The organism is Novosphingobium sp. Fuku2-ISO-50 (genome assembly GCF_001519055.1).
In the GTDB taxonomy this organism is placed as follows: Bacteria; Pseudomonadota; Alphaproteobacteria; order Sphingomonadales; family Sphingomonadaceae; genus Novosphingobium.
Genome location: NZ_KQ954291.1, coordinates 51431 through 78316 on the forward strand (window position 1 = coordinate 51431; position 26886 = coordinate 78316).

The following is a 26886-nucleotide window of genomic DNA, read 5'->3' on the forward strand; positions in this document are numbered from 1 at the left end:
GGCAAACGGATCGCTGGGCTTCGCTGGACCGCGCGTAAGACGGTCGTTTGCCGGACCTCTTCCCCAAAGGGCCCGGACTACCCATCGCGCCAACGCGAATGCCCCTATCGACGGCATTCGTGAGGCACGCAGCATCCGCAACCGTTTTCTTCCTGCCGCGTCGAAAGGATATGCAATGGCAGCCAAGGCTCTTGCCTTCGATGTTGGGGACTATGTCGTTTATCCAAAGCATGGTGTCGGCCGCGTGGTCGAACTGCAAAACGAAGAAATCGCGGGGATGAAGCTGGAGCTCTATGTGCTCCGCTTTGAAAAGGAACGCATGACCCTGCGCGTACCGGTGAACAAGGTCGAAGCGATCGGCATGCGCAAGCTGTCGTCGGACAAGACCCTGCGCGAAGCGCTCGATACGCTCAAGGGCAAGCCCAAGGTCAAGCGTACGATGTGGTCGCGCCGCGCCCAGGAATACGAAGCCAAGATCAACTCCGGCGATCTCGTCTCGATTGCCGAAGTGACTCGCGACTTGTTCCGCGCCGATGATCAGCCCGAACAGTCCTATTCCGAACGCCAGATCTTCGAGGCCGCCTCTTCGCGCCTCGCTCGCGAGCTGGCCGCGATGGAAAAGACCGACGAGCCTGCCGCGCTCAAGAAGATCCTTGCGATTCTGAACGAGCACGCGCCGAAGTATTACGAAACCGTCTGACACGGCCGGGCTGCACGCAGCCCGCCACAGGCAAAGATCAAACGGGTCGCCGGAGGTTCTTCTCCGGCGGCCCGTTTGCTTTGGGGCCGCTTGCTTTAGGCCCTGGTGCGGCCTAACCAGCGACCAGAGGCCCAAGGCAACGCCGCCCGCACTTGCAGCGAAAGTTCAGACCCCGTTCGATGTTTCCGCCTGATCGCCTGACGCCCGGATCGCTTCTTCGCGCGGTCATCGTGCTCGCTTTCGCGCTTGCCGCGTGTGACGAGCCAAGAGTGTCGATCGACGGGCATAACGGAGTTCCGCTGGCGCAGCTCGCCCTGTCGGGGCGCACCGCACACGAAGTGACTTTGCTCGGCCCCGATACGGTCCATGTCGTGTATGGCGATACGCTGACCATCCGCGTCGAAGGCGATGCACGCGCGCAAGCGGCGCTGCGCTTCGTCCTGAACGACGGAAAATTGGGCATCGGGCGGCAACCGGACGCCAATGCGGGCAATGGCACCGCGACCGTGACGATCACCGCCCCGTCGATCGATCATCTGATGATGGCCGGGTCGGGCACGATGTCCAGCGACCGGCTTACCGGCAAGACGGTCGGCGTGATCATCGGTGGATCGGGCCATATCGTCACGGCGGGAATCGAGGCGAACCAGTTCGATGCCGAAGTTCTGGGATCGGGATCGTTTACCGGCAGCGGCCACGCCGGGAAACTGGCGCTGACTCTCGCCGGCAGCGGCGAAGTCGATCTCGCCCGGCTCAAAGCCGACGAAGCCGCCATCGACGTGACCGGATCGGGCACCGGCGACCTTGCCAGCGATGGCCGCGTCACCGGGTCCGTGGTCGGATCGGGCGTCGTCACTATCCATGGCAAGGCGCACTGCGATGTCGGCGTGACCGGATCGGGCCGGGTCACCTGCCAACCCTGATGCCTTATGCAGCGGCGCGGCGCAGCCGGTCGTTGATCGCCTCGCCAATGCCATGATCGGGCACCGGCGCAATCGCCACGCGCGGTTGTGCGGCGGCGGCGGCGGCATGAAGGCAGGCATAGAGCCGCGCCGCCGCTTCGGCGGGATCGCCCGAAGCCGACAGTGTGACATCGCCCGGAACCGTGCCAAACCCGATCATGAATTCATCGGGCGCGGGGCCCGCCGCATAAAGCCGGACCGGCTTGCCCGGGGCATAGTGGCTGGCCAATTGCCCCGGCGCCTCGATTCCGCCGCGCGCGGCAACTTCGTGATCGGCGCCAAGCAGCGCGGCAATATCGTCCCGACCGATCGGCCCGGGGCGCAATATCGTCCAGCCGCCACCGGGGCGAATCGCCACGATCGTCGATTCGATTCCGCGCGCGCACGATCCGCCGTCGAGAATCAGATCGACTTTTTCACCCAAAGACGCCGCAACATGGTCCGCACTGGTCGGGCTGACGCCGCCGCTGCGATTGGCCGAGGGCGCCGCAATCGGCAGCCCCGCCGCCGCGATCAGCGCGCGCATCACCGGATGCGCCGGGCAGCGCAGCGCAACTGTCGGCAGCCCCGCCGAGACTGCCGCGCTCAATCCCGCGTCTTCACGGCGCGGCACGACCAGAGTCAACGGCCCCGGCCAGAACGCTACGGCAAGCTTGCGCGCCGCATCATCGAAATGGGCCAGCGCCTCTGCTGCGGCAAGATCGGCGACATGCACGATCAGCGGGTTGAAATCGGGTCGGCCCTTGGCGCGATAGATCGCCGCGACCGCGTCGTCGCGGTCGGCACGGGCGGCAAGACCATAGACCGTCTCGGTCGGCACCGCCACCGTGCCCCCGGCACGAAGTACCTCCGCCGCGCGCGCGAGCGTCGCATCATTAGCCAAAAGACAGTTCGACTTTGTCGCGGGCATCGTGCTTCGCTATAGGCGCTCACCGAGGCTTGCCAAGGAAAACTGCACGATGACTTTCACCGCCCCCACTGCCGACCAGGTTCTTGCCATGCAGGTCAACGCCGGGATCGAACAGCTGGCGACGAGCGAACGCTTTGCCGCCGCCACGCCCGACCTTGTTGCCGCAATCGCCGAAGGTATCGGCCAGCTTGCCGCCGGCGAATGGGCGCCACTTGCGCGAATTGGCGACACGCAGGGCGCCAAGTGGGACGACGGCGCGGTATCCTTGCCCGATGGGTTTCGCGAAGCCTATCGGGCCTTTGTCGAACAGGGCTGGAACAGCATTTCCGGATCGGCCGATCACGGCGGACAGGGCCTGCCTTTCACACTGGCGACATGCGTGCTCGAAACGCTGGGCGCGGCCAACATGGGCTTTACCCTGCTGCCGATGCTGACCGTGGGCGCGATCGAGGCGATCGACCATCACGGCAGCGACGGCCAAAAGGCCACGTACCTGGCCAAGCTCATTTCGGGCGAATGGTCGGGCACGATGAACCTGACCGAGCCGCAGGCAGGGTCAGACGTCGGCGCGCTGCGCACCACGGCGACCCCGATCGGCGAAGGCGAACACGCCGGAAAGTACCTGATCAAGGGCACCAAGATCTTCATCACCTGGGGCGAACACGATCTCGCCGGGAATATCGTCCATCTCGTGCTCGCGCGCACGCCCGGCGCGCCTGCGGGAACGCGCGGCATTTCGCTGTTCCTCGTGCCCAAATTCCATGTTCTTGCCGATGGCAGCCTCGGCGCGCGCAACGACGTGCGCTGCGCCTCGATCGAACACAAGCTGGGGATTCATGCCTCGCCGACCTGCATCATGGTGTTTGGCGATAACGATGCCTGTGTCGGCGAAATGATCGGGCATGAATTCGGCGGCTTGCCGGCGATGTTCACGATGATGAATTCGGCGCGGATCAACGTCGGCAGCCAGGGCGTGCAGATCGCCGAAGGCGCGCTGCAAAAGGCGCGCGCCTATGCCCGCGACCGCATTCAGAGCCCGCGCGCCAGCAGCGGCGCCAAGACCCCGGTGGCAATCGTCGAACATCCCGACGTGCGCCGCATGTTGCTGCGGATGCGCGCGATGACCGAAGGCGCGCGCGCGCTGCTCTATTACACCGCAGGCCAGGTCGATCGCGGCGCGCTGGGCAATGCCGCCGCGCACAAGCGGGCCGAGGTTCTGGTTCCGCTGCTCAAGGCCTGGGGCACCGATGTCGGCTGCGAAGTGGCCAGCCTTGGCGTGCAGATTCACGGCGGGATGGGCTTCATCGAGGAAACCGGGGCGGCGCAGTTCTATCGCGACGCGCGCATTGCCCCGATCTATGAAGGCACCAACGGCATCCAGGCCGCCGATTTCGTCACCCGCAAGCTGGGCTATGAAAACGGTGGCGTCGTGCAATCGCTGCTGAACGACATTCAGGCCGATTGCGCGGAAAGCCCCGAACTCGCTTCGTTGGCGCGCGATGCGGCGGCGATCGCCAACTGGATGGCGGGCGGCGATGCCAGCCTCGATGACAAGCTGGCAGGATCGGTGCCGTTCACCACGATGTGCGCCGTTGCTGTCGCCGGATGGCAGCTCGTGCGTCAGGTCCATGCAACCGGAAGCCATGAAAAGGCGGCGATCACCCGCTTTTTCAACCGCACCATCGTTCCCGAAGCGCGCGGCCTCGGCGCGGCGGCGATGGCTGGCTCCGGCTTGCTCTATGATCTCGACAGCGCTGCGCTGGTCGGCTGACACACGGCCATGAGCGATCGCATCGACATCCTGCAGCGCATCGCCGATGCGCTCGACAGGCTCGCCCCGCCTTCCCCGCCCGCCGTCGACTGGCTCGCGCACCCCGCCTATGTCTGGCAGGGCGCGACAAGCCACGCCGTGCCCGTTCTGGAAGCCCCGACGCTCGATCTGATCAAGGGGATCGACGCGCAAAAGGCGGCAGTCGTCGGCAATGTCGAACGGCTCGCCGCCGGGGCATCGGCGCACGACATGCTGTTGTGGGGCGCACGCGGAATGGGCAAATCGGCGCTGTTGCGTGCTGCCGTGGCGTCGGCGGCCAAGGGGCACCCGGGGCGGATCGCGCTGGTCCAGGCCGCCGCCGATGCCAGCCTGGCCACTCTGTTCGGCGTCTTGCGCGATCAGCCGCGCAGCTTTCTGGTGTTCATCGACGATCTCGGCTTTGACGCGGGCGACAGCGAAGGCCCGCGCAAGCTGCGGTCATGGCTCGAAGGCGGGGTCGAGGCGCGCCCCGCCAATGTCCGCCTTGCCGTCACGTCGAACCGCCGCGCGATTGTCGAACGACACATGAGCGAACAGGACGATCCGATCAATCCGCGCGATGTGGTCGACGATCAACTGGCGCTGGCCGACCGCTTCGGGCTCAGCCTTGGCTTTCACGTCTGTTCGCAGGACGATTATCTGGCGATCATTGCCGGCTATGCCGCGCATTACGCGCTCGATTTCGATCCCGCCGACGCGCTGGAATGGTCAAAGCGGCGCGGCAGCCGATCGGGGCGCATCGCCTGGCACTATGTGACCGAACTGGCGGGACGCGCCGGGCGCGGGCTGTAAAACCCCGCGCCCGACATGCTGCTTATTGCTGGGGCTTATTGCTGAGCCTTCATCAGGTCGGAATTCTCGTCCTTCTTGATCGTGAAATGCTGCGGCATGGTGGGCTCGGGCGGTGCCTCACGCGTGGGGATCGGCACGATCGCGGCGGCGGGCTTTGCCCCCGGCGCGACCACGCGCCAGATTACCCCACCGACATCGTCGCTGACCAGCAGCGCGCCATCCTTGGCAAAACCGACCCAGGTCGGGCGGCCATGCGCATGGCCCTTGCCGTCAAGAAACCCGGTCAGCACCGGCACCGGCGGCGCGGGCAGGACATTCCCGCGATCGTCAAAGGCGACAAACACCACGTCATAGCCCGCCAGCGGCTTGCGATTCCACGATCCGTGATCGGCGATCAGCGCCCCGCTGGCAAAGCGGTCGCCCAACAGGTTTCCGCCGCGCGCAAAGGCCAGCCCGAGCGGCGCGACATGAACACCCATCGCGTATTCGGGCTTGCGCACATAGTCGGTCATATATTCGGGCATCGGCGCCTGCACGCGCCAATCGGGGAATTTCTTCCAATAGAGCCAGGGCCAGCCATATTGCGCGCCGAGCGGCACATTGGTCAGATAATCGGGCACGAGGTCCGAGCCGAGCATGTCGCGCTCGTTGACCACCGTCCACAATTCGCCCGTGCGCGGGTTGAAATCCATCCCGTTGGGATTGCGCATTCCGGCGGCATATTTGCGCACGCTGTGCTTGGTGAAATCATATTCAAAGATCGCCGCGCGATCGCGTTCCTGCTCGATCCCGTCATCGGCGATATTGGTTGCCGAGCCGACCGAGATATACAGCTTCGTCCCATCGGGGCTGAGCGCCAGATTGCGCGCCCAATGCTCGCCGCCCGGCGGCAGGTCCATCAGCTTGTCCGGCTTGCCGACGAGGCTGGTCTGCCCCGGCTGAAACGCCCAGGATACCACCGCGTCGTTGTTGGCCACATAGAGCCGCCCGTCGCGCCAGATCATGCCAAACGGCGAATTGAGCCCGGGATTGGCCATGACAAAGCGCTGATCGGCAGTGCCGGTGCCCTTCGTATCACGCAGCACAACGATCGTGTTGGGCGAAGGCTCGCCCGCACCCGCCGCGCGAAACAGGAATTTCGCGACCAGCCCGGTCAGCCCGCCCGGCCCATTGGCGGCAGGCGCGTTGGTCTGCGCCGCCAGCACATCGCCATTGGGCAAGAGATAGAGCGTGCGCGGATGATCGAGGCCATCGGCAAAGCGCGTGACGCGCAAGCCCGCGGCAGCTTCGGGCGCCTCGCCCGGCTTCCACCCGATCGGCTTGGCAATGCCGACAGTCGGAAACGTCTGCGGTCGCGGCTCGGTAATCCGGGGATGCGGGCCGGTGGTCTGGATAAAGGGAACCATCGCGGGATCCCCCTGCATCAGCCAGACGATCCCGCCGCCGGCCACCAGGATAACGGCGCCAAGGCCGATGAGCGTCTTCTTGAGCTTGGTCATGGGTGCAAATCTAGGGCGCCACGGGGGCGACAGCAACGTGCAATTGGCTTATGAGGTCGACCATGTTTGCCTTTGCCCCCGCTGCCGGTCTCGACAAGGCCGATGTGTACAAGGATCTCGTCGCTGCCGCGCTGGCGCTGACCGAGGGTGAGAGCGATGGCGTGGCCAACATGGCCAATTGCGCCGCGCTGATCTGGACCTGTCTGCCCGATCTCAATTGGGCGGGATTCTACCGCTTGCCCACAGGGGCGACCGAGCTTGTGCTGGGGCCGTTCATCGGCAAACCGGCGTGTATCCGCATTGCGCTGGGCAGCGGCGTATGCGGCACCGCCGCCGCGACACGGGCCAGCCAGTGCGTGGCCGATGTCCATGCCTTTCCGGGGCATATCGCCTGCGATGCCGACAGTCGATCGGAACTGGTCGTGCCGGTGCTGCGCGAAGGCCGGGTGATCGCGGTGATCGATCTCGACAGCCCCTTGCCCGCCCGCTTCGACGCCGAGGACCTCGCCGGGATCGAGGCGCTGGCCAACGCAATCGCCGCCCGAATCGAACTCTGATCCGAATCGGGACAGGCGCGGCGGATCGCTTGGTTTTTCGCCGAATTGCATGGTAAATTCCGGATTAACGCAAATCTGCGGTCTGCGCAGGTCTGCCAATCCGGGGATTGTCGATGCAACCGCCTATCAGCTTGCGCAAATGGACCCGCCTTGCCGTTTCGGCTTGCCTGTTGGCGGGCGCTGGTCTCGCCCAGGCGCAGACCATGACTCCGGCGCCCAGTCCGCCCCCGGGCTGGGTCTGGCAAGGCGTGTGGCAGGATGGCCGGTGGACCGGGCAGTGGGTTCCCGGCGCTCCGGGTGGCCCGGGGCCCATGCCCCAGGGTGCTTATGCGCCGCCTATGGCCGATCCAGAGATGCAGCGGATGGCAGCCCGTTTCCACGATAATCGGCATGCGCATGGCCACGATTGCACGATGTTTTTGCGCGATCATCCCGAATTTGCGGCGGGCTATGGCACCCCGGGCCAGCCTTACGCCCCCCAACCTTATGCCAACATGCCTTATGCGCCCATGCCCTATGGCGCGCCGTCTTATGGGCCCATGCCCCAGGGTGCTTATGCGCCGCCGATGGGCTGGATGATGGTCCCGGTGGTGCAAGGCCCGCAGGCACCTTGCGTCGAAACGAAAACGGTCACCACCGAATATGTCACCGAACGGCGCCACCGCGTGATCCGCGCCCAACCCCATCGCAAGGAAAAGCGCGTCTACACCGGAAGCTGAGATCAGTCGTCGGACAAGATCGGATCATCGGGCAAGGCATGGCCCTCCCCACTCCATAGCACCGAGCCGACGCCCGCACCGATGACGCAGGCGATCGCCAGTCCTTGCCGCGTGGTCAGCGCTTCGCCGAGCAGGACCAGACCGGCCAGAGCACCGACGGCGGGCTCGGCCGCCACGAGCACGCCAAAGGTGCGCCGGGGAATGCCCTTCAAGGCAACACGCTCGAGCGAAAACGGCAGCGCGCTCGACACGACCGCCACGACCAGCCCCTGAATCATCAGGCGCGGCGTCAGCAAGTGCAGCCCCGCCGTGACAATCCCGACCGGCGCGATGACCAGCGCCGCCGTGGTCATGCCCACTGCAACCGCTTGCCCCGGATGAACATGCCCGCCGCGCTGCCCAAACACGATGTACAGCGCCCAGAACACCCCCGCCAGCAGCGCCAGCATCACGCCCACGGGATTGAGCGCATGGACCGGCCCGGCAATCGGCAGCAGCAGCGCAAGGCCCACGACGGCCAGCGCGATCCACGCAAAATGCGCGATCCGGCGCGAATGGATCAAGGCAACGCCCAGCGGTCCCATGAATTCGATCGCAATCGCCAACCCCAGCGGGATCGTCGCCAGTGCCTCGTAAAACAGCAGGTTCATCGCCCCGAGCGAACCGCCATACAGCGCCATGTCGGCCAGTTCGCGCCGGGTCCACGTCCGCCGCCAGGGCCGCCACAGCGCCATCAGCAACAGCGCCGAAAAGCCCGCGCGATAAAATGCGGTGCCCTCTGCCCCGACTTCGGCGAACAGGTGTTTGGCATAAGAGGTGCCGACGGTCACGCTGACCATCGACCCCAGCAACGCCGCATAGGGGGCCAGCGCGCCGAACGTATCAGGCCGGGCGGAAAGGCGGGCAGACGTCATCGCTGTGGCTCAGGCCGCTTCGTCACGGGCGGACGTTGCACGGACCGGCGCATGGCGCGTCCATGGCGCATGGTAGTGGATGGCGACGCTCGCTTCGAAAGTGTCGCGGGCAAGCATAAGAAAACGCGCCGGAAACCCGGCTGCGCGCAGATGGCGGTTCATGGTTGTTCTCCTGTCAGGCGCCGGTGGGCACCCTGTCCGGGCCCGGTTCGGGAGGGCCCTGTTCGTCTATGTCTGAACGGGCAAATAATCGAACCACCGGGATCATTGGCGCTTTTTTTGGGAGAGATTGCGACCAAATTTCGCGCTATAGCCATCAATATGCGAAAAAAGTTCGATCTGGACGAATTTGACCGCCGTTTGCTCGAAGAAGTGCGCCGCGACAACCAGCAACCGGCGCGAATCCTGGCGGACACAGTCGGGCTGTCGGTCTCGGCGGTGCTGCGCCGCCTGCGCCGCCTGCGTGAAGAACGGGTGATCGTAGCCGACCACGCGATCGTCGATCCCGCGCTGACCGGATCGGCGCTGACCATGCATGTCCTGATCAAGATGCGACAGGCCGGCGCCAGCACGATGGATGCCTTTGCCCGGACGCTCGGCACGCACCGCGAAGTGACCGGCGCATGGGATGTCACCGGGGACGATGATTTCGTGCTGAAAGTTCAGGTCGGCTCGATGCAGGAATACGACCGCTTCACCCGCCGCGCGCTGAGCGAGGACCAGGGCGTCCATTCGTTCAAGACCCTGATCACCATCCGCACCATCGTAGAAGACGACGCCTCCCGCCGCCCGATCCTGCCGTTCGATTGACGAAAACGGGCGGTTCTATCCGGTCCGATGGTGGCGTCGGAATGACCGGGATTGGAGGTTAGCTGTCGTCGCCAACACGTCGCTTCGTCATTCCAGCGAAAGCTGGAATCCAGTGACGGGGGCTACGGTACTGATTATGGAATACGTTGTGTCTATTCGAGGCGTCGCAACTGGATTCCAGCCTTCGCTGGAATGACGAAGGGTGTGTCCGCAAGTGGGGCGCTAAGCGTCATTCGACCAAACTGGCGTTCGCTTTGGACATATTTCCGAAGAAAGGGCCCCGCCGCGCGCGACAGGGCCCCTTCTTGATCAAGCACCCGCAATCAGAGCTTGCGCCCGATCAGTTCCTTCATGATTTCGTTGGTGCCGCCGAAAATGCGGGTGACGCGGGCGGCGCGCCAGGCGCGAGCGATGGCGTATTCGTTCATGTAGCCGGCGCCGCCATGCAGCTGCAGGCATTTGTCCATGACTTCCCATTGCAGATCGGTGTGCCACAGCTTGGCGGCGGCGCCTTCTTCGGGGGTCAGTTCGCGCTTCAGATGGCGCGCCAGTGCCCAGTCGAGATGGGCCCAGCCGACCTGAAGCTTGGCCTTGATGTCGGCGAGCGTGAAGCGGGTGTTCTGGAAATCGAGAATCGGCTTGCCGAAAGCCTTGCGGTCGCGGGTAAAGGCCACCGTATCGTCAAACGCGCGTTGTGCCGAGGCTTGCGCGCCGACCGCAATCGACAGGCGTTCCTGCGGCAATTCGCTCATCAGATAGATGAAGCCCTTGCCCTCTTCACCCAGGCAATTGGTGATCGGCACGCGCACATCGTTGAAGAACAGTTCCGACGTATCGGCTTCGTCCATGCCGATCTTGTCGAGATTGCGCCCGCGCTGAAACCCTTCGCTCGATGCTTCGACCAGCACGATCGACACGCCTTTCCACGCGGGCTGTACTTCAGTGTCGGTCTTGCAGCATACAAGGATCAGGTCGGCGTTCTGGCCATTGGTGATATAGGTCTTCGACCCGTTGATCACATAATGGTTGCCGTCCTTTTTCGCGGTCGTGCGCATGCCCTGAAGGTCGGAACCAGTGCCCGGCTCGGTCATGGCGATGGCAGTGACCACTTCGCCCGAGACCATCTTGGGCAGCCATTTCTTCTTCTGCTCTTCCGAGCCATAGGACACGAGATAATTGGCGACGATGTCCGATTGCAGCGAAAAGCCGGTGGCGACCCGGCCATAGTACGAGCTTTCTTCGTCCACGATCGCGTTATAGCCGAAATCGAGCCCCAGCCCGCCGTATTCCTCGGGCACGGTCGGACACAGCATGCCCAGCTCGCCCGCCTTGGGCCAGACCGCCTTGGGCACGATCCCCTCATCGGCCCATTTCGCGCCGTTGGGTTCGATTTCTTCCTGAAGGAAACGACGAACCGTGGCGCGAAACGCCTCGTGATCCTCGTTATAGGCAGAGCGGGGAATCAGATCGAGTGACATGGGCATGGCTCTCCGGTTTTGATTGCTTTGCCCGAAGGTAAAGCAGGCCGGAGCGCGCGGTCAATCCAAATTAAGCGATCGATTAAAGTATTGCCCGTCAGGACGGGTCAGATCGCGCCCCCGGTCAGCCGCTGGCAAATCAGATCGAGCTGATCGAGCGTCTTGTAGCGGATCGTGACCGCGCCGGTGCGCGGGTCGGTATCGGCATTGATCGTGACCTTGAGGCCCAGAAATTCCTCAAGATGCGCCTGAACCGCGGCAATATCGGCGGACTCGCCGGGCGAACGATCGGCGCGGGCACGGCGCGGGCCGGTGCTTTCCGGCCGAGCCAGGCGGCGCGCCAGCTTTTCGGTATCGCGCACCGACAAGCCCTTGGCGACGACTTCGCGCGCGGCGGCGGCGGGATCGGGCAGCGTGGCAAGCGCGCGGGCATGGCCCATCGACAGCTCTTCACGCTCGACCAGACCCAGCACTTCCTCGGGCAGCCCGAGCAGGCGCATGATATTGGCGACATGGCTGCGCGATTTGTCGACGAAGTTGGCGATTTCCTGCTGAGTCAGCCCTTCGCGCTCGGCCAGCTTTTGATAGGCGCGGGCTTCTTCGACCGGATTGAGATCTTCGCGTTGCAGGTTTTCGATCAGGGCCAGCGCGGTCACTTCGCGCTCGTCAAGCTCACGCACGATGGCCGGAATTTCGTGGACGCGCGCGCGCTGCGATGCCCGCCAACGCCGTTCGCCCGCCACAAGCTGATAGCGGTTATCGCCAAGCGGGCGGACCACCACCGGCTGAATCACCCCGCGCGCGGCGATCGACGCGGCGAGTTCTTCTAACGCCGCTTCGTCAAAATGGCGGCGCGGCTGATCGGGGTGCGGCTCGATTTGCGAAACCGGGAGCAGCATCAAGCCCGTGGTGGCACCAGTCGAGGCAAGAGCAGACTGGGCCGACGGCACCGCCGCAGCTTCGGCGGACTGACGCACCGATTCTTCGCGCCGGGTTTCCCCCAGCAATGCACCGAGCCCACGCCCAAGCGCGGCGCGACGCGGCGTTGCCGGTTTTGCCGGAGCCGGCGTGTCGGTCGTGGTGGAATCGCCGCTCATGCTGCCTTCCTCTGTTCGGGCAAGCGCGCAATGATTTCGCGCGCCAGTTTCATATAGGCCTGCGACCCGGCGCAAGCGTGATCGTAGATCAGCGCCGGAAGCCCATGGCTCGGCGCTTCGGACAAGCGGACATTGCGCGGGATGACCGCTTCAAAGACCAGATCGTTAAGGCACGAGCGCACATCATCCGAGACCTGATCGGTCAGCCGGTTGCGCCGGTCATACATGGTCAGGACTACGCCGAGAATGCCGAGATCGGGATTGAAGCGTTCCTGCACGCGCTCGACCGTCTGCAGCAATTGGCTCAGCCCTTCGAGCGCGAAGAATTCGCATTGCAGCGGCACGAGCAAGGTATCCGCCGCGCTCAAGGCGTTAAGCGTCAACAGACCCAGCGACGGCGGACAATCGATCAGGCAGATGTCATGCACGGTGTCGTGCGACAGCGCGCGGCGCAAGCGGCCCGTGCGATCTTCGACGCTGACCAGTTCGACTTCGGCGCCGGACAAATCGACCGTCGCCGCCACGAGATCGAGCCCGGGAATCCGCGTCGCCATCGCGCATTCGGTTACCGGCGCCTGATCGATGACCAATTCATACGAAGACCGTTCGCGATCGGCCGTACCGATGCCGAGCCCGGTCGACGCGTTGCCCTGCGGATCGAGATCGATCAGCAAGACTTTCCAGCCGGTGGCGGCGAGCGCCGTGGCGACATTGATAGCGGTGGTGGTTTTGCCCACGCCGCCCTTTTGATTGGCAATCGCAATCGTGATCATGGTCGCGCGCCTTTCCTGGCCGGATGGCCCGTAGTCGAGTTCCGCACCTGTGCCGTGTCGTTCGTCGTCGGTGCGCCGAGCAGATGCCCAACCAGCACCCCAGCCGCTGCGTCGGTCAGCGATTGTTCCACGTGGAACGTATGTCGCCAGCCTTTGCCAAGCTCTTGCAGTTCATGCCGGGCCTTGGCCCCCTTCGGCAACAGCCAAAGTGTCTGCGGTGTGGAAAAACGCGCAGAAAGCGACAAGAGGCGCTCAAGCGGTGCAAAGGCCCGCGCCGAAATCACCGCATGGGCACGCGTCGGCAAATCTTCGACTTTCGACAGCACGACACGCACACGGTCGAGCCCGAGCGCATCGGCGGCACGCGCCAGCCACTCGGTTCGCAGGCGTCGCGAATCGACCACCACGACTTCGCGAGTCGGCTGCATGGCGGCGATGACCAGACCGGGAAAACCCGCCCCGGTACCCAGATCGAGCCATGCGCCCTCACCCACCGCTGTTCCACGTGAAACGGAAAGCAGTTGCGCGCTGTCGACAATGTGCCGCTGCCAGACATGGTCGAGGCTCGCGCGCGCCACGAGATTCTGCCGCTGATTCTCCTCGGCCAGCATCGCCACCAGGCGCTCCAGCCGTTCCAGCGCTGTCTGGTCCGCACCAAGCGCATCGACCAACCACGCGCGCGCCGCTGCTTCATTGTCGATCATGCTGCGCTCCGCCGGGCATGGACAAGCAGGCTGGCCAGCGCCGCCGGGGTGATCCCGGCCACGCGCCCCGCCGCCGCCAGAGTTTCTGGTCGGGCATTGCTCAATCGCTCGACCATTTCCCGCGACAGGCCCGGCACATCACCGAACGGAAAATGATCACCCAGCGCAACGCTCTCGCTCGCGCGCAAATCGCGCAGCTCGGCTTCCTGTCTGGCGAGATAGGGCGCGTAAGCCGCATCCTCCTCGATCTCCTCGGCCAGCCAGGGATCGATGCCCCCCTCGCCCAGCCATGGCGCCAATCCGCCCAGCTTGACTTCGGGAAAGCGCAACCACTCGCTCAGGCTGCGGCGCACACCATCGGCGCGCACCGCTATACCGGCTTGCGCCAGATCGTTTGCAGTCGCAACTTGCGCCAGGGCGGCGTCGATCCGCACGCGCTCTCCCTCGCGCCGAGCGAACCATTCGCGCCGTTCATCGCCGACGCAGCCCGCCGCCAGCGCCAGCGGCGTAAGTCGGCTCATGGCATTGTTGGCGCGCAGCCGCAGGCGATATTCGGCACGGGCGGTCAACATGCGATAAGGCTCGCTGACCCCATGGAGCGTGAGATCGTCGATCATCACCGCGATGTAGCTGTTGGCGCGATCAAGCAGCGGGATGGCACGACCCAGCACTTCACCCGCAGCATGGAGCCCGGCGACAAGACCTTGTGCCGCCGCTTCCTCATACCCCGTCGTGCCGTTGATCTGCCCGGCGCAATAGAGGCCGGGGATTGCCTTGACTTCCAGGCTGCTGCGCAAGGCACGCGGATCGATATGGTCATATTCCACCGCATAGCCGGGCACGGTCACTTCAACCCGTTCCAGGCCTTCGATGCTGCGCATCATCGCGATCTGAATATCGGTCGGCAGCGAGGTCGAAACGCCGTTGGGATAGACTGTCGGATCGTCCAGCCCTTCGGGTTCGAGAAAAATCTGGTGCCCGTCACGATCGCCGAAGCGATGGATCTTGTCTTCGATCGACGGGCAATACCGCGGCCCTTGCGCTTCGATGGCGCCGGTAAACAACGGCGATCGATCCAGGCCCGAGCGGATAATGGCATGCGTGCGCGCGTTGGTGCGGGCAATCCCGCAAAACACTTGCGGCAACGCGCGCCCCGGTGACAGCGGCGACATCGTCCAGGGTTCGACATCGCTAGGCTGTTCGGGCAAGCGGCCCCAGTCGATCGTGCGCCCATCAAGCCGGGGCGGCGTCCCCGTCTTCAGCCGCGCCATCGGCAAATCCGCCGCACGCAATTGCTGGGCAAGACGGTGCGCCGCATGTTCGCCGATGCGTCCGCCCTCCATCCGCTCTTCGCCGCGATAGAGCCGGCCACCCAGAAACGTGCCGGTACACAAGACCACCGCCGGCGCCATCAGGGCCGTGCCGTCGGCAAGATCGACCCCGGCAACGCGCCCACCATCGAGCCGCAACGCAGCCGCCTCTCCGGCGATGATGGCCAGATTATCCTGCCGCGTCACCACGGCCTGAACCGCCGCGCGAAAGCGCTTGCGGTCGGCCTGCACACGCGGCCCCTGCACCGCGCTGCCTTTCGAACGGTTGAGCATCCGGTAATGGATCGCACCCGCATCGGCCGCGCGCGCAATCACCCCGTCAAAGGCATCGACCTCGCGGACGAGATGGCCCTTGCCCAGACCACCGATCGCCGGATTACAACTCATGGCGCCGATCGTTGCCGGATCGAACGAGACGAGCGCGGTGCGCGCGCCCATGCGTGCGGCAACCGCCGCCGCCTCGACGCCGGCATGCCCGCCGCCAACCACGATGACATCGAACTGGTGCATGGCGCCCGCGTTAACGGATTCGCGCCGGGAGGTCAAAAGGGCGCGCGATGTTTCACGTGAAACACATCATTTACCGATGCAGAACCGACCGAACAACGCATCGAGCATCGCTTCGGTATCGGTTCGCCCAACCAGCGCATCGACCGCACGACGCGCCAAACGCAGGCACTCTGCCGCCAGCAAGGGATCGCGCTCGCGCGCAGCACCATCGAGCGCCTGACGCGCATCGCCCAGACATTGCGCCTGCCTGCGGTTGAGCGCCGCCTGACCGGGTGCAGGCATCGCCCGGCGTGCCGCATCGATCAAGGCCGCGCGCAGTTCGCCAAGACCTTCACCCGTCCGCGCCGAAACCCGCAAAGCCCCGGCGCTTTTGGACGGGCCATCGCGTCGATCGCATTGTGCGGCGATTTCCCACAAGGGGCGATTCACCGGGCCCAACCCTTCCGGCCCCAGCCACAACACGAGATCGGCGCGTTCCGCCTCCGCGCGCGCACGGGCAATGCCGATCGCCTCGATCGTCCCGGCGCCTTCGTCGCGCAGACCGGCAGTATCGACAAAGCTGAACGGCACGCCGCCCAAGGCAACGCCCGACACGAGCACATCGCGCGTTGTTCCCGGCTCGGCCGAAATGATCGCGGCCTCGCTTTCGACCAATGCGTTGAACAGTGTGGACTTGCCCGCATTGGGCGGTCCGGCAAGAACGACGCGAAATCCTTCGCGCAAAGGCTCTGCGCGCGGGCGATCGAGCCATTCGCCAAGACTGGCCGCCAGCGCACGGCAGCCATCGCCAAAACCATCGGGCAGACCATCGCCGCCCCCGTCGACATCGCTTTCGTCGGAAAAATCGAGCGATGCTTCGAGCCGCGCCGACAGAGTCAGCACCCCTTCCCGCCAGTCCTGCGCCGCACGAGACAAGGCACCGCCAGCCATCGCCTGGGCGCTGCGTCGCTGCAATTCGGTCTCCGCAGCAAGCAGGTCGGCCAGCCCCTCGACTTCGGCAAGATCGAGCCGCCCATTGGCAAAGGCGCGCCGGGTGAATTCGCCTGGCTCGGCGCGGCGCAGGCCCTGCGCTGCCAGTGCGGATTCGACCGCAGCGGCAACTGCCCTGCCCCCATGAAGATGCAATTCGGCGCAATCCTCGCCCGTCGCGCTGCGCGATCCGGGAAACCACAGCACCAGCGCGCGGTCGAGCTCGGCTCCGTCACGTGGATCAATCAGGCGGCGCAAGCTGGCCCGGCGCGGTGCAGGCAAAACCCCCGCCAGACGTTGCAACGCCTCGCCCGCACCCGGTCCACTGATCCGCATCACACCCAGCGCTGCGGGCAACTGCCCCGATCCGAGGGCAAAAATGGTATCACCCGACATGCCGGACCTCTTGATTGGACCCGGCCAAACGAAACCCCGTCATTCGCTGGTTTTTCCGCCCTTTGGTTTGAAGCCCGACATAGCCGCACCGGCGCCGTGTTCCATCATTTGCTGAAACAGCTTCAGGCCCATTTCGCCCATCGGCGCCAATTGTTTGACATAGCCGCCCAGTTGATCAAGCGAGCCTTCGCCTTTCATCGCCTTGACCACGGCATCGACATAGGCCTCTTGCGCCTTGGTGACGTCGGGCAAACCCAGAAAGCGGCGAGCCTCTTCCGGGGTGCAGTCGACCTCGAGATTCACTTTCATCGCTTGTCCTCTCCTCGATGGGTCCAAGGGGCAAGATTGTCATGCAAGCTTGGCAAAGTCCACGCCGACCACCATTCTGCGCCGACCACCATTCTGGAAATAACCACCCGCATACCCAACGCATCACCGAGAAGGACCAATTGCATGGGAACGAAGATCACCCTGGCCGCAACCGCCGGCGAAGGACATATCCCCGCCTATGTCGCGCAGCCAACCACCCCCGCCACAGCGGCGGTGATCGTGATTCCCGAGATTTTCGGAGTTAACGAAGGCATTCGGCGCAAAGTCGATGGCTGGGCCGCGCTCGGCTATCTTGCCATCGCGCCCGATATTTTCTGGCGCTTTGCCCCCGGCGTCGAACTTGATCCCGACGTGCCGGAGCAGATGCAGGAAGCATTTGGCTATTTTCAACAATTCGATGCCGATCTCGGTGTCGCAGACATCAAGGCCGTGCTCGACTGGACCCGCGCGCAAGGCGTGGCAAAGACCGGGCTTGTCGGGTTTTGCCTCGGCGGACGATTGGCCTACATGGCCGCCGCACGGACGACGGTCGATGCTGCCGTCGGCTATTACGGCGTGATGATCGACACCATGCTCGACGAAGCGGCAGCCATTGCCAAGCCGCTGGCTTTGCATATTCCGACCGCAGACCATTTCGTGACCCCGGCGGCGCAGGCCGCGATCCATGCCGCGCTCGATCCGCACCCCCAGGTCACCCTGTGGGATTATGCAGGGCTCGATCACGGCTTTGCCGCCGAAATGGGCAATCGCCGCGACGAAGCGGCTGCACAGCTTGCCGACCAGCGCACGCGCGATTTCTTTGCCGCCCATTTGGTGTAACAATCATGCCCGACTTGCGGCACGTCAATGCCGCACGTCGGGCCTGGGCCGACACATTCGGCAAGAGGAGAATGCGCGATGCAACTGGGTCTGGCCGCATGGCACCGTTATATGGTGGGCAACGATTCCGAACTGCTGGGCGAACTGATCGCGGATGATGCGGTGTTTCATTCGCCGGTGGTGCACACCCCCCAAGTCGGCAAGGCCAAGGTGCTGTTGTACCTCAATGCCGCGGCCAAGGTTCTCGGCAACGAAACCTTTCACTATGTCCGCGAGCTGGTCGACGGGCCCGAGGCCATGCTGGAATTCATGACCGAAATCGACGGGGTTACGGTCAACGGCATCGATCTGATCCGCTTTGACCTGCAAGGACGGATTGTCGATTTCAAGGTCATGGTCCGGCCCTTGAAAGCGATCAACAAGGTCTGGGAATTGATGGCTGCGCAACTCGACCAGCCGTGAACCGCCGATCCGGTTTGCCAATCTCGGCAAAAAACAAAGGGCGGCGTAAAAGACAAAGGGCGGCGCAAAAAACAAGGGCGGCGCAAAAAACAAGGGCGGCGCAAAAAACAAGGGCGGCGCAAAAAACAAGGGCGGCGCAAAAAACAAGGGCGGCGCAAAAAACAAGGGCGGCAGGGAGATAACCCTGCCGCCCTTACTATTGGCCTCGATACCGGAGAACCTTACTGGTTCATCGTGGCAAAGAAATCCTCGTTGGTCTTGGAATCCTTCATCTTGTCGAGCAGGAATTCCATGGCATCGACCGTACCCATCTGCATGAGGATGCGACGCAGCACCCACATTTTCGACAGCTGATCGCGCGCCACCAGCAATTCTTCCTTGCGCGTGCCGCTCTTGCCCACGTCGAGCGCGGGGAAAATGCGCTTGTCCGCAACCTTGCGGTCGAGCACGATTTCCGAGTTGCCGGTGCCCTTGAACTCTTCGAAGATGACTTCGTCCATCCGGCTGCCGGTATCGATCAGCGCGGTGGCGATGATCGACAGCGAACCACCTTCCTCGATGTTGCGCGCCGCGCCGAAGAAGCGCTTCGGGCGTTGCAGCGCATTGGCATCGACACCGCCGGTCAGCACTTTGCCCGAGCTTGGCACCACGGTGTTGTAGGCACGGCCCAGACGCGTGATCGAATCGAGCAGGATGACGACGTCGCGCTTGTGTTCGACCAGGCGCTTGGCCTTTTCGATCACCATTTCGGCGACCTGGACGTGACGCGTGGCCGGTTCGTCAAAAGTCGAGGAAATCACCTCGCCCTTTACCGAACGCTGCATGTCGGTCACTTCCTCGGGGCGTTCGTCGATCAACAGCACGATCAGGAACACTTCGGGGTGATTGTCGGTGATCGCCTTGGCCATGTTCTGCAGCAAGACGGTCTTGCCGGTGCGCGGCGGAGCGACGATCAGCGCGCGCTGACCCTTGCCCTGCGGGCTGACCAGATCAATGACGCGGGCCGACTTGTCCTTGACGGTCGGATCGAGCGTGTCGAGCCGCAGTCGCTCGTTGGGATAGAGCGGGGTCAGGTTGTCGAAATTGACGCGATGGCGCACGGCATCGGGATCGTCGAAGTTGACCTTGATCAGCCGGGTAATCGCGAAATAGCGCTCGCCGTCCTTGGGGGCGCGGATTTCGCCCTCGACCGTATCGCCGGTGCGCAGGCCCCATTTGCGGACCTGGTTGGGCGAGACATAGATGTCGTCAGGCCCGGCCAGATAGTTCGCTTCGGGGCTGCGCAAAAAGCCGAAACCGTCGGGCAGAACCTCGATCGTGCCGATACCGAGGATTTCTTCCCCGTCTTCGGCCATTTCCTTGAGGATCGCAAACATCAGATCCTGGCGCCGCATCGTGCTCGCGCCTTCGACGCCCAGCTCTTCGGCCATCGCGACCAGCTCAGCAGGAGTCTTGTTTTTCTTTAATTCTTTCAAGTGCATGGGTATATTCCAGCAAGGGAGTGCGCCGGCCGGACGGTCATTGGGCTTGGAGAAAGCAGACCATGTGCGGGCGCTGGGCCCGCCGGAATTTATCCGGATTAGCGCCTTTGCCCTTATCCGCGCGCGCTGCCCCCGTCAATCAATAGACAATCATCTGACAATTCAGAATGGCTTGAGAATCACCAGAACGATGATGATCGCCGCCGCAACGCCTGGCACTTCGTTGACCAGGCGCAGTTTCCTGCCGGCAAGTTTGCGTCGTCCGATGGCAAGATGGCGCGCATAATCGGCCATCCACACGTGATAGGCCGTCAAGGCGAGCACCACGGCAAGCTTGGCATGAAGCCAGCCCTGGGCAAACCAGTCGCCACTGACCGCCAAAGCCAGACCAAACACCCACACCATCACCAGCGAAGGCCACAGGATGATTTTCAACAGGCGCTTTTCGCGATCGATCCAAACCGCGTTTTCGGGCGAATCTTCGGCCAGTTCCTGATGATAGATGAAAAACCGGGGCAGCATGAACAGCCCCGCCATCCAGAATACCACGAAGATGACGTGACCGGCCTTGAGCCAGAGATAGAGCATGGCGAGCACCTGTAGCATGGGTTCCAGATAGACTGCTTGTCTCGCTGCCGGAAGGTGTCTTGCTTGGCAACCCGGCTTGTCGTGTCTTCAATCCGTCGTATTGGGTACGCTGCGATCGGGGGGGACGTTGCGATCAGGTCGGGGGATCCGCTTGCCCTTCAGCCGACTGGTCAGATGCCAGGCATGGCACCGGTCGCAGCGATAGGGACGCACCGCATGATCGAAACGCGCCGCGACAGCCGCCGCTGTCGCGTGATCGGGATAGCTCTTCTTGGCCTTGCAAATCCTCTGTCGCGTCCGCATCGTCCATTCCGATAGTTGGGTCATCCGCGAGATCCCCGATGGGCGACACACGCACGACAGGTGAGGAAGAGCCATGCCTATGCTCGAAAAGTCCTCGCTGCTCATGCTGCGCCGGATCGGATTTGTCATCCTTTTGGCCATGTTTGTCGGCGCGGCAGTGGTCGCGATCTGCGAACGCGGGCCGTGGTATGATGAATTCTATTCGTTTTACGTCGTCCGATCGGGTGTCCCGGTCCGGGCGCTGTGGCCGGGCTGGCTGCGCGACAATCATCCGCCGTTGTTCTACGCGCTGGTGTGGGGTTGGTCGCACTTTGTCACGGGGTTTGGCCTGTCGGACACGATCGAGAGCCTGCGCACGCTCAATCTGGCGATTTTGGCCGGGGTTATCGTCGCATTTGTCCGTCTTGCGCGCACGGATGCATGGTTTGCGCGCATTGTCTGGTACGATTGTCTCGCGCTGGCGGTGACCATCCCCGCGCTCGATCAGATCGATCAACTGCGGTCCTATTTTCTGTCCTTTGCACTTTGCGCGCTCGCCCTGCCCCTGCTTGCCCGCCGGATTCGTGGCTGCACGGGGCAATACGACTCGCTGACTTTGGGCCTGGTTCTGGCTCTGGCGTTCAGCGTGCATCTGGTGACGACCGTGATCATTGGCGGTCTGGTCGCGGCAACGACGATGCAATTGCTGCTGTCCGGCCGCCGGGCCGATGCCGCCCGGCTGACGCTGATTGCCACGCTGGCGCTGGTCCCTTTTGCGCTGACGATGGCGATGCAGTTTTCAACGATCCTCGCCAACACGCAAATGTTCTGGATTCCGGCCGGACTGAAGGCCGCACGCTGGGCCATCGAGCTTGAAGTGGTCAGGGCGCTTGATGCCAACCCGGTGCTGGCTCTGGCCGCATTGGCAGGTCTGGCGTCGGTGCTTGTCGGCGCGCGCCGACATGACGACGAAGCGCGCGCAACCCTGAATCTGATCCTGACGCTTGGCGGCGGACTCGCGCTGGCGCTCGCTGTGCTGGTGGCGGCGCATCTCCATCGGCCCTTGCTGATCACCCGCTATCTGGTTGCGCTCGATCCGGTACTGGCCCTGATCCTTGCGCTTTGTGCGGATGCCATGGCGCGACGGCTTCCCCTGCTGGCAACCGCCGCGCTCGATCTGCTGATCCTTGCGGCAGCGGGGCTTGTGCTTCAGGCCCATCTGGCCGCGACTTTGGCGCAACCCAGTTGGAACGGCACCGGATCGGCGATCGCCGCAATCGTGCGGGGGTGTCCCGGGACCATCGTCCATGCCGATATGCTCTGGAACACGATTCCACGCGACATGCCGCCGCACGACAACCACGAGATCGTGCCGTTTGCCTATCGCGATGTCGCCCACCGCTTTGGCTTCACGCTCGCGCCCGAAGTCTCGCACGACCTGTCAAGGACATGCCCGACCGTGTTCTGGACCGAGCATGTCGCCGGTCAGCATCCGACCGCGCAGGCCATGATCGACGGCCTGCGCGCGTCCGGCTATCCCATCGCATCCGGGCGGGCAAAACGTATCGGATCCGGCTGGCTTCTGATCACCGCGCCGACCGGCTGACAGAAATTCAGGCTGGCCGCCAGTCGCGCACCACGCCAAGCAATCGCTCGACATGCGCAATCGGGGTAAACTGCCCGATGCCGTGACCCAGATTGAAGACATGCGGCCGCCCGGCAAAGGCATCGAGCACTTCGCGCGCTCGCGCATCGAGTTCATCGCCACCGGCCAGCAAAAGCAACGGATCGAGATTGCCCTGGACCGGCAGCCCCTGTGGCAAGGCCTGCGCCGCCCAGACCGGATCGATCGTTTCATCGATCCCGATCGCGCCAACCCCGGTTTCGCGGGCATAAGCGGGCAGTTTTTCGCCGGCTCCCTTGGGAAATCCGATCACCGGCACACCGGGATGACGCAAACCAAGCTCGGCGACGATCCGCGCTGTGGGCGCGATCACCCAACGTTCGAATTCGCGCGGGGCCAGGCTGCCCGACCAGGAATCGAACAGCTGCACCGCTTCGGCGCCCGCCGTGATCTGGCCGCACAGGTATTCGATCGTCACCTCGACGATGGCATCGATGATCGCTTGGAACGCGTGACGATCGCGATAGGCGAGCGCGCGGGTTTCATGCTGATCGCGACTGCCCTCGCCCGCCGTCATGTACGTGGCAACGGTCCACGGACTTCCTGCAAAGCCCAGCAAGGTGGTCTGGGGCTCCAACATGCTCCGGACCAGTGCCACGGTCTCATAGATGACCGACAGCCGCTCCGGGACCCTCTGGAGAGCCTCCAGCGACGTATCGATCAGACGCGGTGACAGGCGTGGGCCTTCTCCGGCGAGGAATTCGAGAGTCTGACCCATCGCGTGCGGCACGATCAGAATATCGCTGAACAGGATCGCGCCGTCGAAGCCGAACCGGCGGATCGGCTGCACGGTGACCTCTGCCGCAGCGGCGCTGTCATAGACGAGATCGAGAAACCCGCCCTTTTCTGCCCGCAAAGCCCGGTATTCCGGCAAATAGCGCCCCGCCTGACGCATGAGCCAGATCGGGCGCCGGGCGAGATTGGATCCCAGGAGCGTGTCGAGAAGGGGACCGGGCATCGTGTTCGTGTCCATTCAAAATCTAATAAGATTCTTATTTGAATCTGGATGAAGAGTCTGTTGGCCCTGTGGATAGCGGGGACGGACGCGCTCTGCCCCAAATGATCCACCAATCCCACAAAAATGTTCGGGCCCCGACTCTCCTGACTCAAGCGGGCAAGCGATACTTGTGCCCATTGTCCACACCCTGTGGGCAAGTGCTGTCCACCTGTGGCGAAAATGGCCCGGACGATCGGGATCATGGGCATGGATCGGTGCCTCGTTCTTGTCGACACTTTCATCCCGTGGTTTATCCTGTGCCTGTCCACAGGTGTGTCCCGGACCCGGTTCGCAAGCGCCAAACCGTGCCTTGAACCATCAGGACAAGCCAACGAGGGGGTCCATGCAGCGTCTTCACCTTCACCTTCTGTCGGATTCCACGGGCGAAACGCTGGAAATGATCGCCAAGGCGGCGATGGCGCAGTTCGAAAACACCGATGTCGTGCGCCATTTCTGGCCGATGGTCCGCTCGCAGCAGCATCTTGACCGGATCATGGCGGAAATCAGCATGCATCCCGGTCTCGTCCTGTTTACCGTGGTCAGCACCGAGATCCGCGAACGGCTCGAACAGCGCTGCTCTGCGCTCGGTTTGCGCAGCGTTTCGGCGCTCGATGCGGTAACCGACGCGCTCGAACAGTTGTTTGGCCAGGAAGCCAAAGGGCGTCCCGGTCGCCAGCACACCATGGACGAAGCCTATTTCCGTCGCGTCGATGCGATCCAGTTCACCATTGCCCATGACGACGGAATCGGTTGGGAAAACTGGGAACAGGCCGACATCATCCTGGCCGGTGTTTCGCGCAGCTCCAAGACGCCGACCTCGATCTATCTCGCCAACCGGGGATTTCGTGTGGCCAACATTCCGATTGTTGTGGAATGTCCGCCGCCGCCGTCGCTCTATTCGGTGCGCCGGCCAATGGTGGTCGGGCTGACCACCAGTCCCGAACGCCTGATCCAGGTGCGCCGCAACCGGCTGCTGTCGCTCAACCAGCCGCCCGAAACCAACTATGTCGACAGCGAGCATGTCGCGCGCGAAGTGCTATATGCGCGGCGCATGTTTGCCGATAACGGCTGGCCGGTGATCGATGTCAGCCGCCGGTCGATCGAGGAGAGCGCAGCCGCCGTGATCAATCTCTACAACGAACGCCACAATGTCCGTGCCTCGACCGGGGCCGATATCGAGCGCGAGCCCGGCGGCTGGCGCGATGCAGCGATTGGATCGGCGCAATGACGATCGTCCTCGCTTCCGAAAGCGCCTCGCGCAAGGCGATGCTCGACGCGGCGGGCGTGTCGTTCGAGGCGCGCGCCGCCGGGGTGGATGAAACCGCGCTGAAACGTGAATTGCTGGGCGTGCCCGGCGCCGACGTGGCGATGATTCTGGCCGAGGCCAAAGCGCTCGCCGTCTCGCTCGCCTGCCCCGGACAGCTGGTGCTGGGCGGGGATTCGCTGGTTGAAGTGGCCGGACGGCAATTCGACAAGCCCGCCAGCCGCGAACAGGCGGTCGAACACCTTGCGTTCTTTTCGGGCAAGATCATGGCGCTGTCTTCGGCCGCTGTGCTGGCGCGCGACGGGCAAGTGGTATGGCGCCATGTCGAGACCGCAAATCTGCGCGTCCGGGCCCTTTCCGACAGCTTTATCGACAGCTATCTCCACAGCGAATGGCCCCATGTTGCGGCCTGTGTCGGGGTGTTCCGGATCGAGGCGCGCGGCGTGCAGCTGTTCGAGGCGATCGACGGCAGCCACTTTACCGTGCTCGGCATGCCCTTGCTCGCGATCCTGACGGCCTTGCGCAATTTCGGGGAACTGACGGCATGAGCGGGGCTTATGCCGAAGTGATCGGCGATCCCATCCGTCAGTCGAAATCGCCGGCGATCCATGGCTATTGGCTCGAACGGCTGGGGCTGGACGGGGACTATCGCGCCACGCATGTCACGACGGGCGGGCTGGCCGATTTCATCGCTGCGCGCAGGCAGGATCCCGACTGGCGCGGCTGCAATGTGACGATGCCGCACAAACAGGCGGTGATTGCCTTGCTCGATCAGCTCGATCCGCTGGCGGCACGCGTCGGCGCGGTCAACACGATCGTGCCCGAAGGCGGCGAACTGGTCGGCTACAACACCGATGTGCCGGGATTTCTCGAACCCTTGCGTCCGTTGCTCGATCAGCCGCATCTGTTTCGCATGGGGCGGGTGCTGGGTACGGGCGGGGCGGCGCGGGCGATCATTGCCGCGCTGGCGGGCGAAGGTCTGGTGCTGGTTCTGGCCGGGCGCGATCCCGCCAAGGCACGCGCCTTGCTCGACGAACTCGATCCGGCCGGGGACCATCATGTGACCGACCTTGCCCATTTTGCCGGGCCGACCGATTTTGCCTTTGACGATCGCGCCGGCTGTTTCGACCTGATTGTCAATGCGACCGCGCTTGGCATGACCGGTCATCCGCCGTTGGCGTTCGATCTGTCGCACGCGCCACCGGGCTCGGTATTTTATGACATCGTCACCAGTCCGCTCGATACCGCCTTTCTGCGTGCGGCGCGCGAACGCGGATTTCGCACGGTCGACGGCCTGTCGATGCTGATCGGCCAGGCGGATCATGCCTTTCGCCGCTTCTTCGGCGCGCTTCCGCCGCGCGGGCCTGCCGATGATGAATTGCGTGCAAGGCTTGTGGCATGACGACCCGCGATCGTCCGTTCATTCTCGGGCTGACCGGATCGATCGGCATGGGCAAATCGGCCGTCGCGCTGATGCTGCGTGCGCTGGGCGTGCCGGTGTTCGACGCCGACGCTGCGGTCCATGCCTTGCAGGCGCCGGGCAGCCCGCTCCTGCCCGCAATCGAAGCGGAATTTCCCGGTACGACGGGCCCCGATGGTGTGCATCGTCAGGATCTGGGCGCGCGGGTGTTTGGCGATCGCGCTGCGCTTGCCCGGCTTGAGGCGATCATGCATCCCGCCGTCGCGCGGCAGCGCGAAGCCTTTCTGATCGAGCATGCCGGGGAACCGCTGGTCGTGTTCGACATCCCGCTGCTCTATGAAAAGGGGCATCAGGACAAAAGCGGGGGCGTCGGGCTCGATGCGGTCGTGGTGGTTTCCGCGCCCGCCGATCTGCAGCGTGAGCGCGTATTGGCCCGCCCCGGCATGACCGAGGCGAAATTCGCCCGGATCCTGGACCTGCAAGTGCCCGATGCGGAAAAGCGCGCGCGTGCCGATTATGTCATCGATACGGGGACGACACTCGCCGAGACCGAGCGCGCCGTTGCGGCGCTGGTCGGCGCGCTGGGCGTGAAAAATTGCACAACGGACTCGCGCTAAAATACGTATAG

The 26886-nt window shown here is 63.9% G+C and carries 29 protein-coding genes; 14 read left to right on the forward strand and 15 right to left on the reverse strand.

What is annotated here, in order from left to right; genetic code table 11:
• Nucleotides 1-175: 175 nt before the first annotated feature.
• Both AQZ50_RS10720 and AQZ50_RS10725 read left to right on the forward strand, forming a co-directional pair.
• Complete coding sequence (locus AQZ50_RS10720; RefSeq protein WP_067746380.1) at nucleotides 176-700, forward strand: CarD family transcriptional regulator; 525 nt, start codon at nucleotides 176-178, stop codon at nucleotides 698-700.
• Between the two features lie 179 nt (nucleotides 701-879).
• Nucleotides 880-1623, forward strand: coding sequence for a head GIN domain-containing protein (locus AQZ50_RS10725; protein WP_082703583.1), 744 nt, complete (start codon nucleotides 880-882; stop codon nucleotides 1621-1623).
• 4 nt (nucleotides 1624-1627) lie between these two features.
• On the opposite strand, the gene AQZ50_RS10730 is transcribed toward AQZ50_RS10725, so the two are convergent.
• Nucleotides 1628-2572, reverse strand: a complete 945-nt coding sequence (locus tag AQZ50_RS10730) for an L-threonylcarbamoyladenylate synthase (RefSeq protein WP_067746382.1) — start codon at nucleotides 2570-2572, stop codon at nucleotides 1628-1630.
• Between the two features lie 49 nt (nucleotides 2573-2621).
• On the opposite strand from AQZ50_RS10730, the gene AQZ50_RS10735 reads away from it, so the two are divergent.
• Together AQZ50_RS10735 and AQZ50_RS10740 are read left to right on the forward strand one after the other, a co-directional pair.
• Entirely contained in the window at nucleotides 2622-4343 is a 1722-nt protein-coding gene (locus tag AQZ50_RS10735) for an acyl-CoA dehydrogenase family protein (RefSeq protein ID WP_067746385.1), read from the forward strand.
• A 9-nt stretch (nucleotides 4344-4352) separates the two neighbouring features.
• Nucleotides 4353-5174, forward strand: coding sequence for an ATP-binding protein (locus AQZ50_RS10740; RefSeq protein WP_067746387.1), 822 nt, complete (start codon nucleotides 4353-4355; stop codon nucleotides 5172-5174).
• 35 nt (nucleotides 5175-5209) lie between these two features.
• On the opposite strand, the gene AQZ50_RS10745 is transcribed toward AQZ50_RS10740, so the two are convergent.
• Nucleotides 5210-6178: a PQQ-dependent sugar dehydrogenase gene (locus AQZ50_RS10745; RefSeq protein ID WP_369801412.1), complete on the reverse strand. Its 969-nt coding sequence runs from the start codon at nucleotides 6176-6178 to the stop codon at nucleotides 5210-5212.
• 557 nt (nucleotides 6179-6735) lie between these two features.
• Here AQZ50_RS10745 and AQZ50_RS10750 point away from each other — a divergent pair.
• Nucleotides 6736-7230 (forward strand): GAF domain-containing protein, encoded by a 495-nt coding sequence (locus AQZ50_RS10750; protein WP_067746394.1) that lies wholly within the window; start codon nucleotides 6736-6738, stop codon nucleotides 7228-7230.
• Nucleotides 7231-7343: 113 nt separating this feature from the next.
• Nucleotides 7344-7949, forward strand: a complete 606-nt coding sequence (locus tag AQZ50_RS20455) for a hypothetical protein (RefSeq protein ID WP_156427321.1) — start codon at nucleotides 7344-7346, stop codon at nucleotides 7947-7949.
• 2 nt (nucleotides 7950-7951) lie between these two features.
• Here AQZ50_RS20455 and AQZ50_RS10760 read toward each other — a convergent pair whose 3' ends face one another.
• Both AQZ50_RS10760 and AQZ50_RS20460 read right to left on the reverse strand, forming a co-directional pair.
• On the reverse strand, nucleotides 7952-8863 hold the full coding sequence (locus AQZ50_RS10760) for an EamA family transporter (RefSeq protein ID WP_067746398.1): 912 nt from the start codon (nucleotides 8861-8863) through the stop codon (nucleotides 7952-7954).
• A 9-nt stretch (nucleotides 8864-8872) separates the two neighbouring features.
• A complete protein-coding gene (locus AQZ50_RS20460) occupies nucleotides 8873-9025 on the reverse strand; it encodes a hypothetical protein (protein ID WP_156427322.1) in 153 nt (50 codons plus the stop codon).
• Between the two features lie 159 nt (nucleotides 9026-9184).
• Here AQZ50_RS20460 and AQZ50_RS10765 point away from each other — a divergent pair, with 159 nt between their 5' ends.
• On the forward strand, nucleotides 9185-9673 hold the full coding sequence (locus AQZ50_RS10765; RefSeq protein ID WP_067746399.1) for an Lrp/AsnC family transcriptional regulator: 489 nt from the start codon (nucleotides 9185-9187) through the stop codon (nucleotides 9671-9673).
• Between the two features lie 323 nt (nucleotides 9674-9996).
• Here the strand turns inward: AQZ50_RS10765 and AQZ50_RS10770 are convergent, their stop codons facing one another.
• The 7 genes from AQZ50_RS10770 to AQZ50_RS10800 all read right to left on the reverse strand — a co-directional run bounded on the left by AQZ50_RS10770 (nucleotide 9997) and on the right by AQZ50_RS10800 (nucleotide 17240).
• Nucleotides 9997-11151 carry an acyl-CoA dehydrogenase family protein gene (locus AQZ50_RS10770; protein ID WP_067746571.1) on the reverse strand — a complete coding sequence of 385 codons (1155 nt, stop codon included), beginning with the start codon at nucleotides 11149-11151 and terminating at the stop codon, nucleotides 9997-9999.
• A 107-nt stretch (nucleotides 11152-11258) separates the two neighbouring features.
• A complete protein-coding gene (locus tag AQZ50_RS10775) occupies nucleotides 11259-12248 on the reverse strand; it encodes a ParB/RepB/Spo0J family partition protein (protein WP_067746402.1) in 990 nt (329 codons plus the stop codon).
• Nucleotides 12245-13021 carry a ParA family protein gene (locus AQZ50_RS10780; protein WP_067746404.1) on the reverse strand — a complete coding sequence of 259 codons (777 nt, stop codon included), beginning with the start codon at nucleotides 13019-13021 and terminating at the stop codon, nucleotides 12245-12247. The genes AQZ50_RS10775 and AQZ50_RS10780 overlap by 4 nt, the downstream gene beginning before the upstream one ends.
• Complete coding sequence (rsmG, locus tag AQZ50_RS10785) at nucleotides 13018-13725, reverse strand: 16S rRNA (guanine(527)-N(7))-methyltransferase RsmG (protein WP_082703584.1); 708 nt, start codon at nucleotides 13723-13725, stop codon at nucleotides 13018-13020. The genes AQZ50_RS10780 and rsmG overlap by 4 nt, the downstream gene beginning before the upstream one ends.
• On the reverse strand, nucleotides 13722-15566 hold the full coding sequence (gene mnmG, locus AQZ50_RS10790) for a tRNA uridine-5-carboxymethylaminomethyl(34) synthesis enzyme MnmG (protein ID WP_067746406.1): 1845 nt from the start codon (nucleotides 15564-15566) through the stop codon (nucleotides 13722-13724). The genes rsmG and mnmG overlap by 4 nt, the downstream gene beginning before the upstream one ends.
• Nucleotides 15567-15632: 66 nt before the next feature.
• A complete protein-coding gene (gene mnmE, locus AQZ50_RS10795) occupies nucleotides 15633-16931 on the reverse strand; it encodes a tRNA uridine-5-carboxymethylaminomethyl(34) synthesis GTPase MnmE (RefSeq protein ID WP_067746408.1) in 1299 nt (432 codons plus the stop codon).
• 39 nt (nucleotides 16932-16970) lie between these two features.
• A complete protein-coding gene (locus AQZ50_RS10800) occupies nucleotides 16971-17240 on the reverse strand; it encodes a DUF6489 family protein (protein WP_197412465.1) in 270 nt (89 codons plus the stop codon).
• A gap of 144 nt (nucleotides 17241-17384) precedes the next feature.
• On the opposite strand from AQZ50_RS10800, the gene AQZ50_RS10805 reads away from it, so the two are divergent.
• Complete coding sequence (locus AQZ50_RS10805) at nucleotides 17385-18080, forward strand: dienelactone hydrolase family protein (RefSeq protein WP_067746410.1); 696 nt, start codon at nucleotides 17385-17387, stop codon at nucleotides 18078-18080.
• Between the two features lie 78 nt (nucleotides 18081-18158).
• Entirely contained in the window at nucleotides 18159-18542 is a 384-nt protein-coding gene (locus AQZ50_RS10810) for a nuclear transport factor 2 family protein (RefSeq protein ID WP_067746413.1), read from the forward strand.
• Nucleotides 18543-18763: 221 nt separating this feature from the next.
• On the opposite strand, the gene rho is transcribed toward AQZ50_RS10810, so the two are convergent.
• The 3 genes from rho to AQZ50_RS10825 all read right to left on the reverse strand — a co-directional run bounded on the left by rho (nucleotide 18764) and on the right by AQZ50_RS10825 (nucleotide 20938).
• Nucleotides 18764-20023 (reverse strand): transcription termination factor Rho, encoded by a 1260-nt coding sequence (gene rho, locus AQZ50_RS10815; protein WP_067746415.1) that lies wholly within the window; start codon nucleotides 20021-20023, stop codon nucleotides 18764-18766.
• A gap of 162 nt (nucleotides 20024-20185) precedes the next feature.
• Complete coding sequence (locus AQZ50_RS10820; RefSeq protein ID WP_067746417.1) at nucleotides 20186-20629, reverse strand: CopD family protein; 444 nt, start codon at nucleotides 20627-20629, stop codon at nucleotides 20186-20188.
• A 69-nt stretch (nucleotides 20630-20698) separates the two neighbouring features.
• A complete protein-coding gene (locus tag AQZ50_RS10825) occupies nucleotides 20699-20938 on the reverse strand; it encodes a hypothetical protein (RefSeq protein WP_231730226.1) in 240 nt (79 codons plus the stop codon).
• A 49-nt stretch (nucleotides 20939-20987) separates the two neighbouring features.
• Here AQZ50_RS10825 and AQZ50_RS10830 point away from each other — a divergent pair, with 49 nt between their 5' ends.
• Nucleotides 20988-22499: a hypothetical protein gene (locus tag AQZ50_RS10830; RefSeq protein WP_231730227.1), complete on the forward strand. Its 1512-nt coding sequence runs from the start codon at nucleotides 20988-20990 to the stop codon at nucleotides 22497-22499.
• 7 nt (nucleotides 22500-22506) lie between these two features.
• On the opposite strand, the gene hemE is transcribed toward AQZ50_RS10830, so the two are convergent.
• The gene (gene hemE, locus AQZ50_RS10835) at nucleotides 22507-23535 is read right to left on the reverse strand and encodes a uroporphyrinogen decarboxylase (protein ID WP_067746574.1); all 1029 of its coding nucleotides are present in this window, start codon (nucleotides 23533-23535) and stop codon (nucleotides 22507-22509) included.
• A 382-nt stretch (nucleotides 23536-23917) separates the two neighbouring features.
• Between hemE and AQZ50_RS10840 the strand changes: the two genes are divergently transcribed.
• The 4 genes from AQZ50_RS10840 to coaE are packed head-to-tail and all read left to right on the forward strand — an operon-like array spanning nucleotide 23918 to nucleotide 26875.
• The gene (locus tag AQZ50_RS10840; protein WP_067746421.1) at nucleotides 23918-24802 is read left to right on the forward strand and encodes a pyruvate, water dikinase regulatory protein; all 885 of its coding nucleotides are present in this window, start codon (nucleotides 23918-23920) and stop codon (nucleotides 24800-24802) included.
• A complete protein-coding gene (locus tag AQZ50_RS10845; protein ID WP_067746422.1) occupies nucleotides 24799-25386 on the forward strand; it encodes a Maf family protein in 588 nt (195 codons plus the stop codon). Before AQZ50_RS10840 ends, AQZ50_RS10845 begins: the two co-directional genes overlap by 4 nt.
• The gene (gene aroE, locus AQZ50_RS10850; RefSeq protein ID WP_067746424.1) at nucleotides 25383-26240 is read left to right on the forward strand and encodes a shikimate dehydrogenase; all 858 of its coding nucleotides are present in this window, start codon (nucleotides 25383-25385) and stop codon (nucleotides 26238-26240) included. The genes AQZ50_RS10845 and aroE overlap by 4 nt, the downstream gene beginning before the upstream one ends.
• Entirely contained in the window at nucleotides 26237-26875 is a 639-nt protein-coding gene (coaE, locus tag AQZ50_RS10855) for a dephospho-CoA kinase (RefSeq protein ID WP_067746440.1), read from the forward strand. The genes aroE and coaE overlap by 4 nt, the downstream gene beginning before the upstream one ends.
• Nucleotides 26876-26886: the final 11 nt, after the last annotated feature.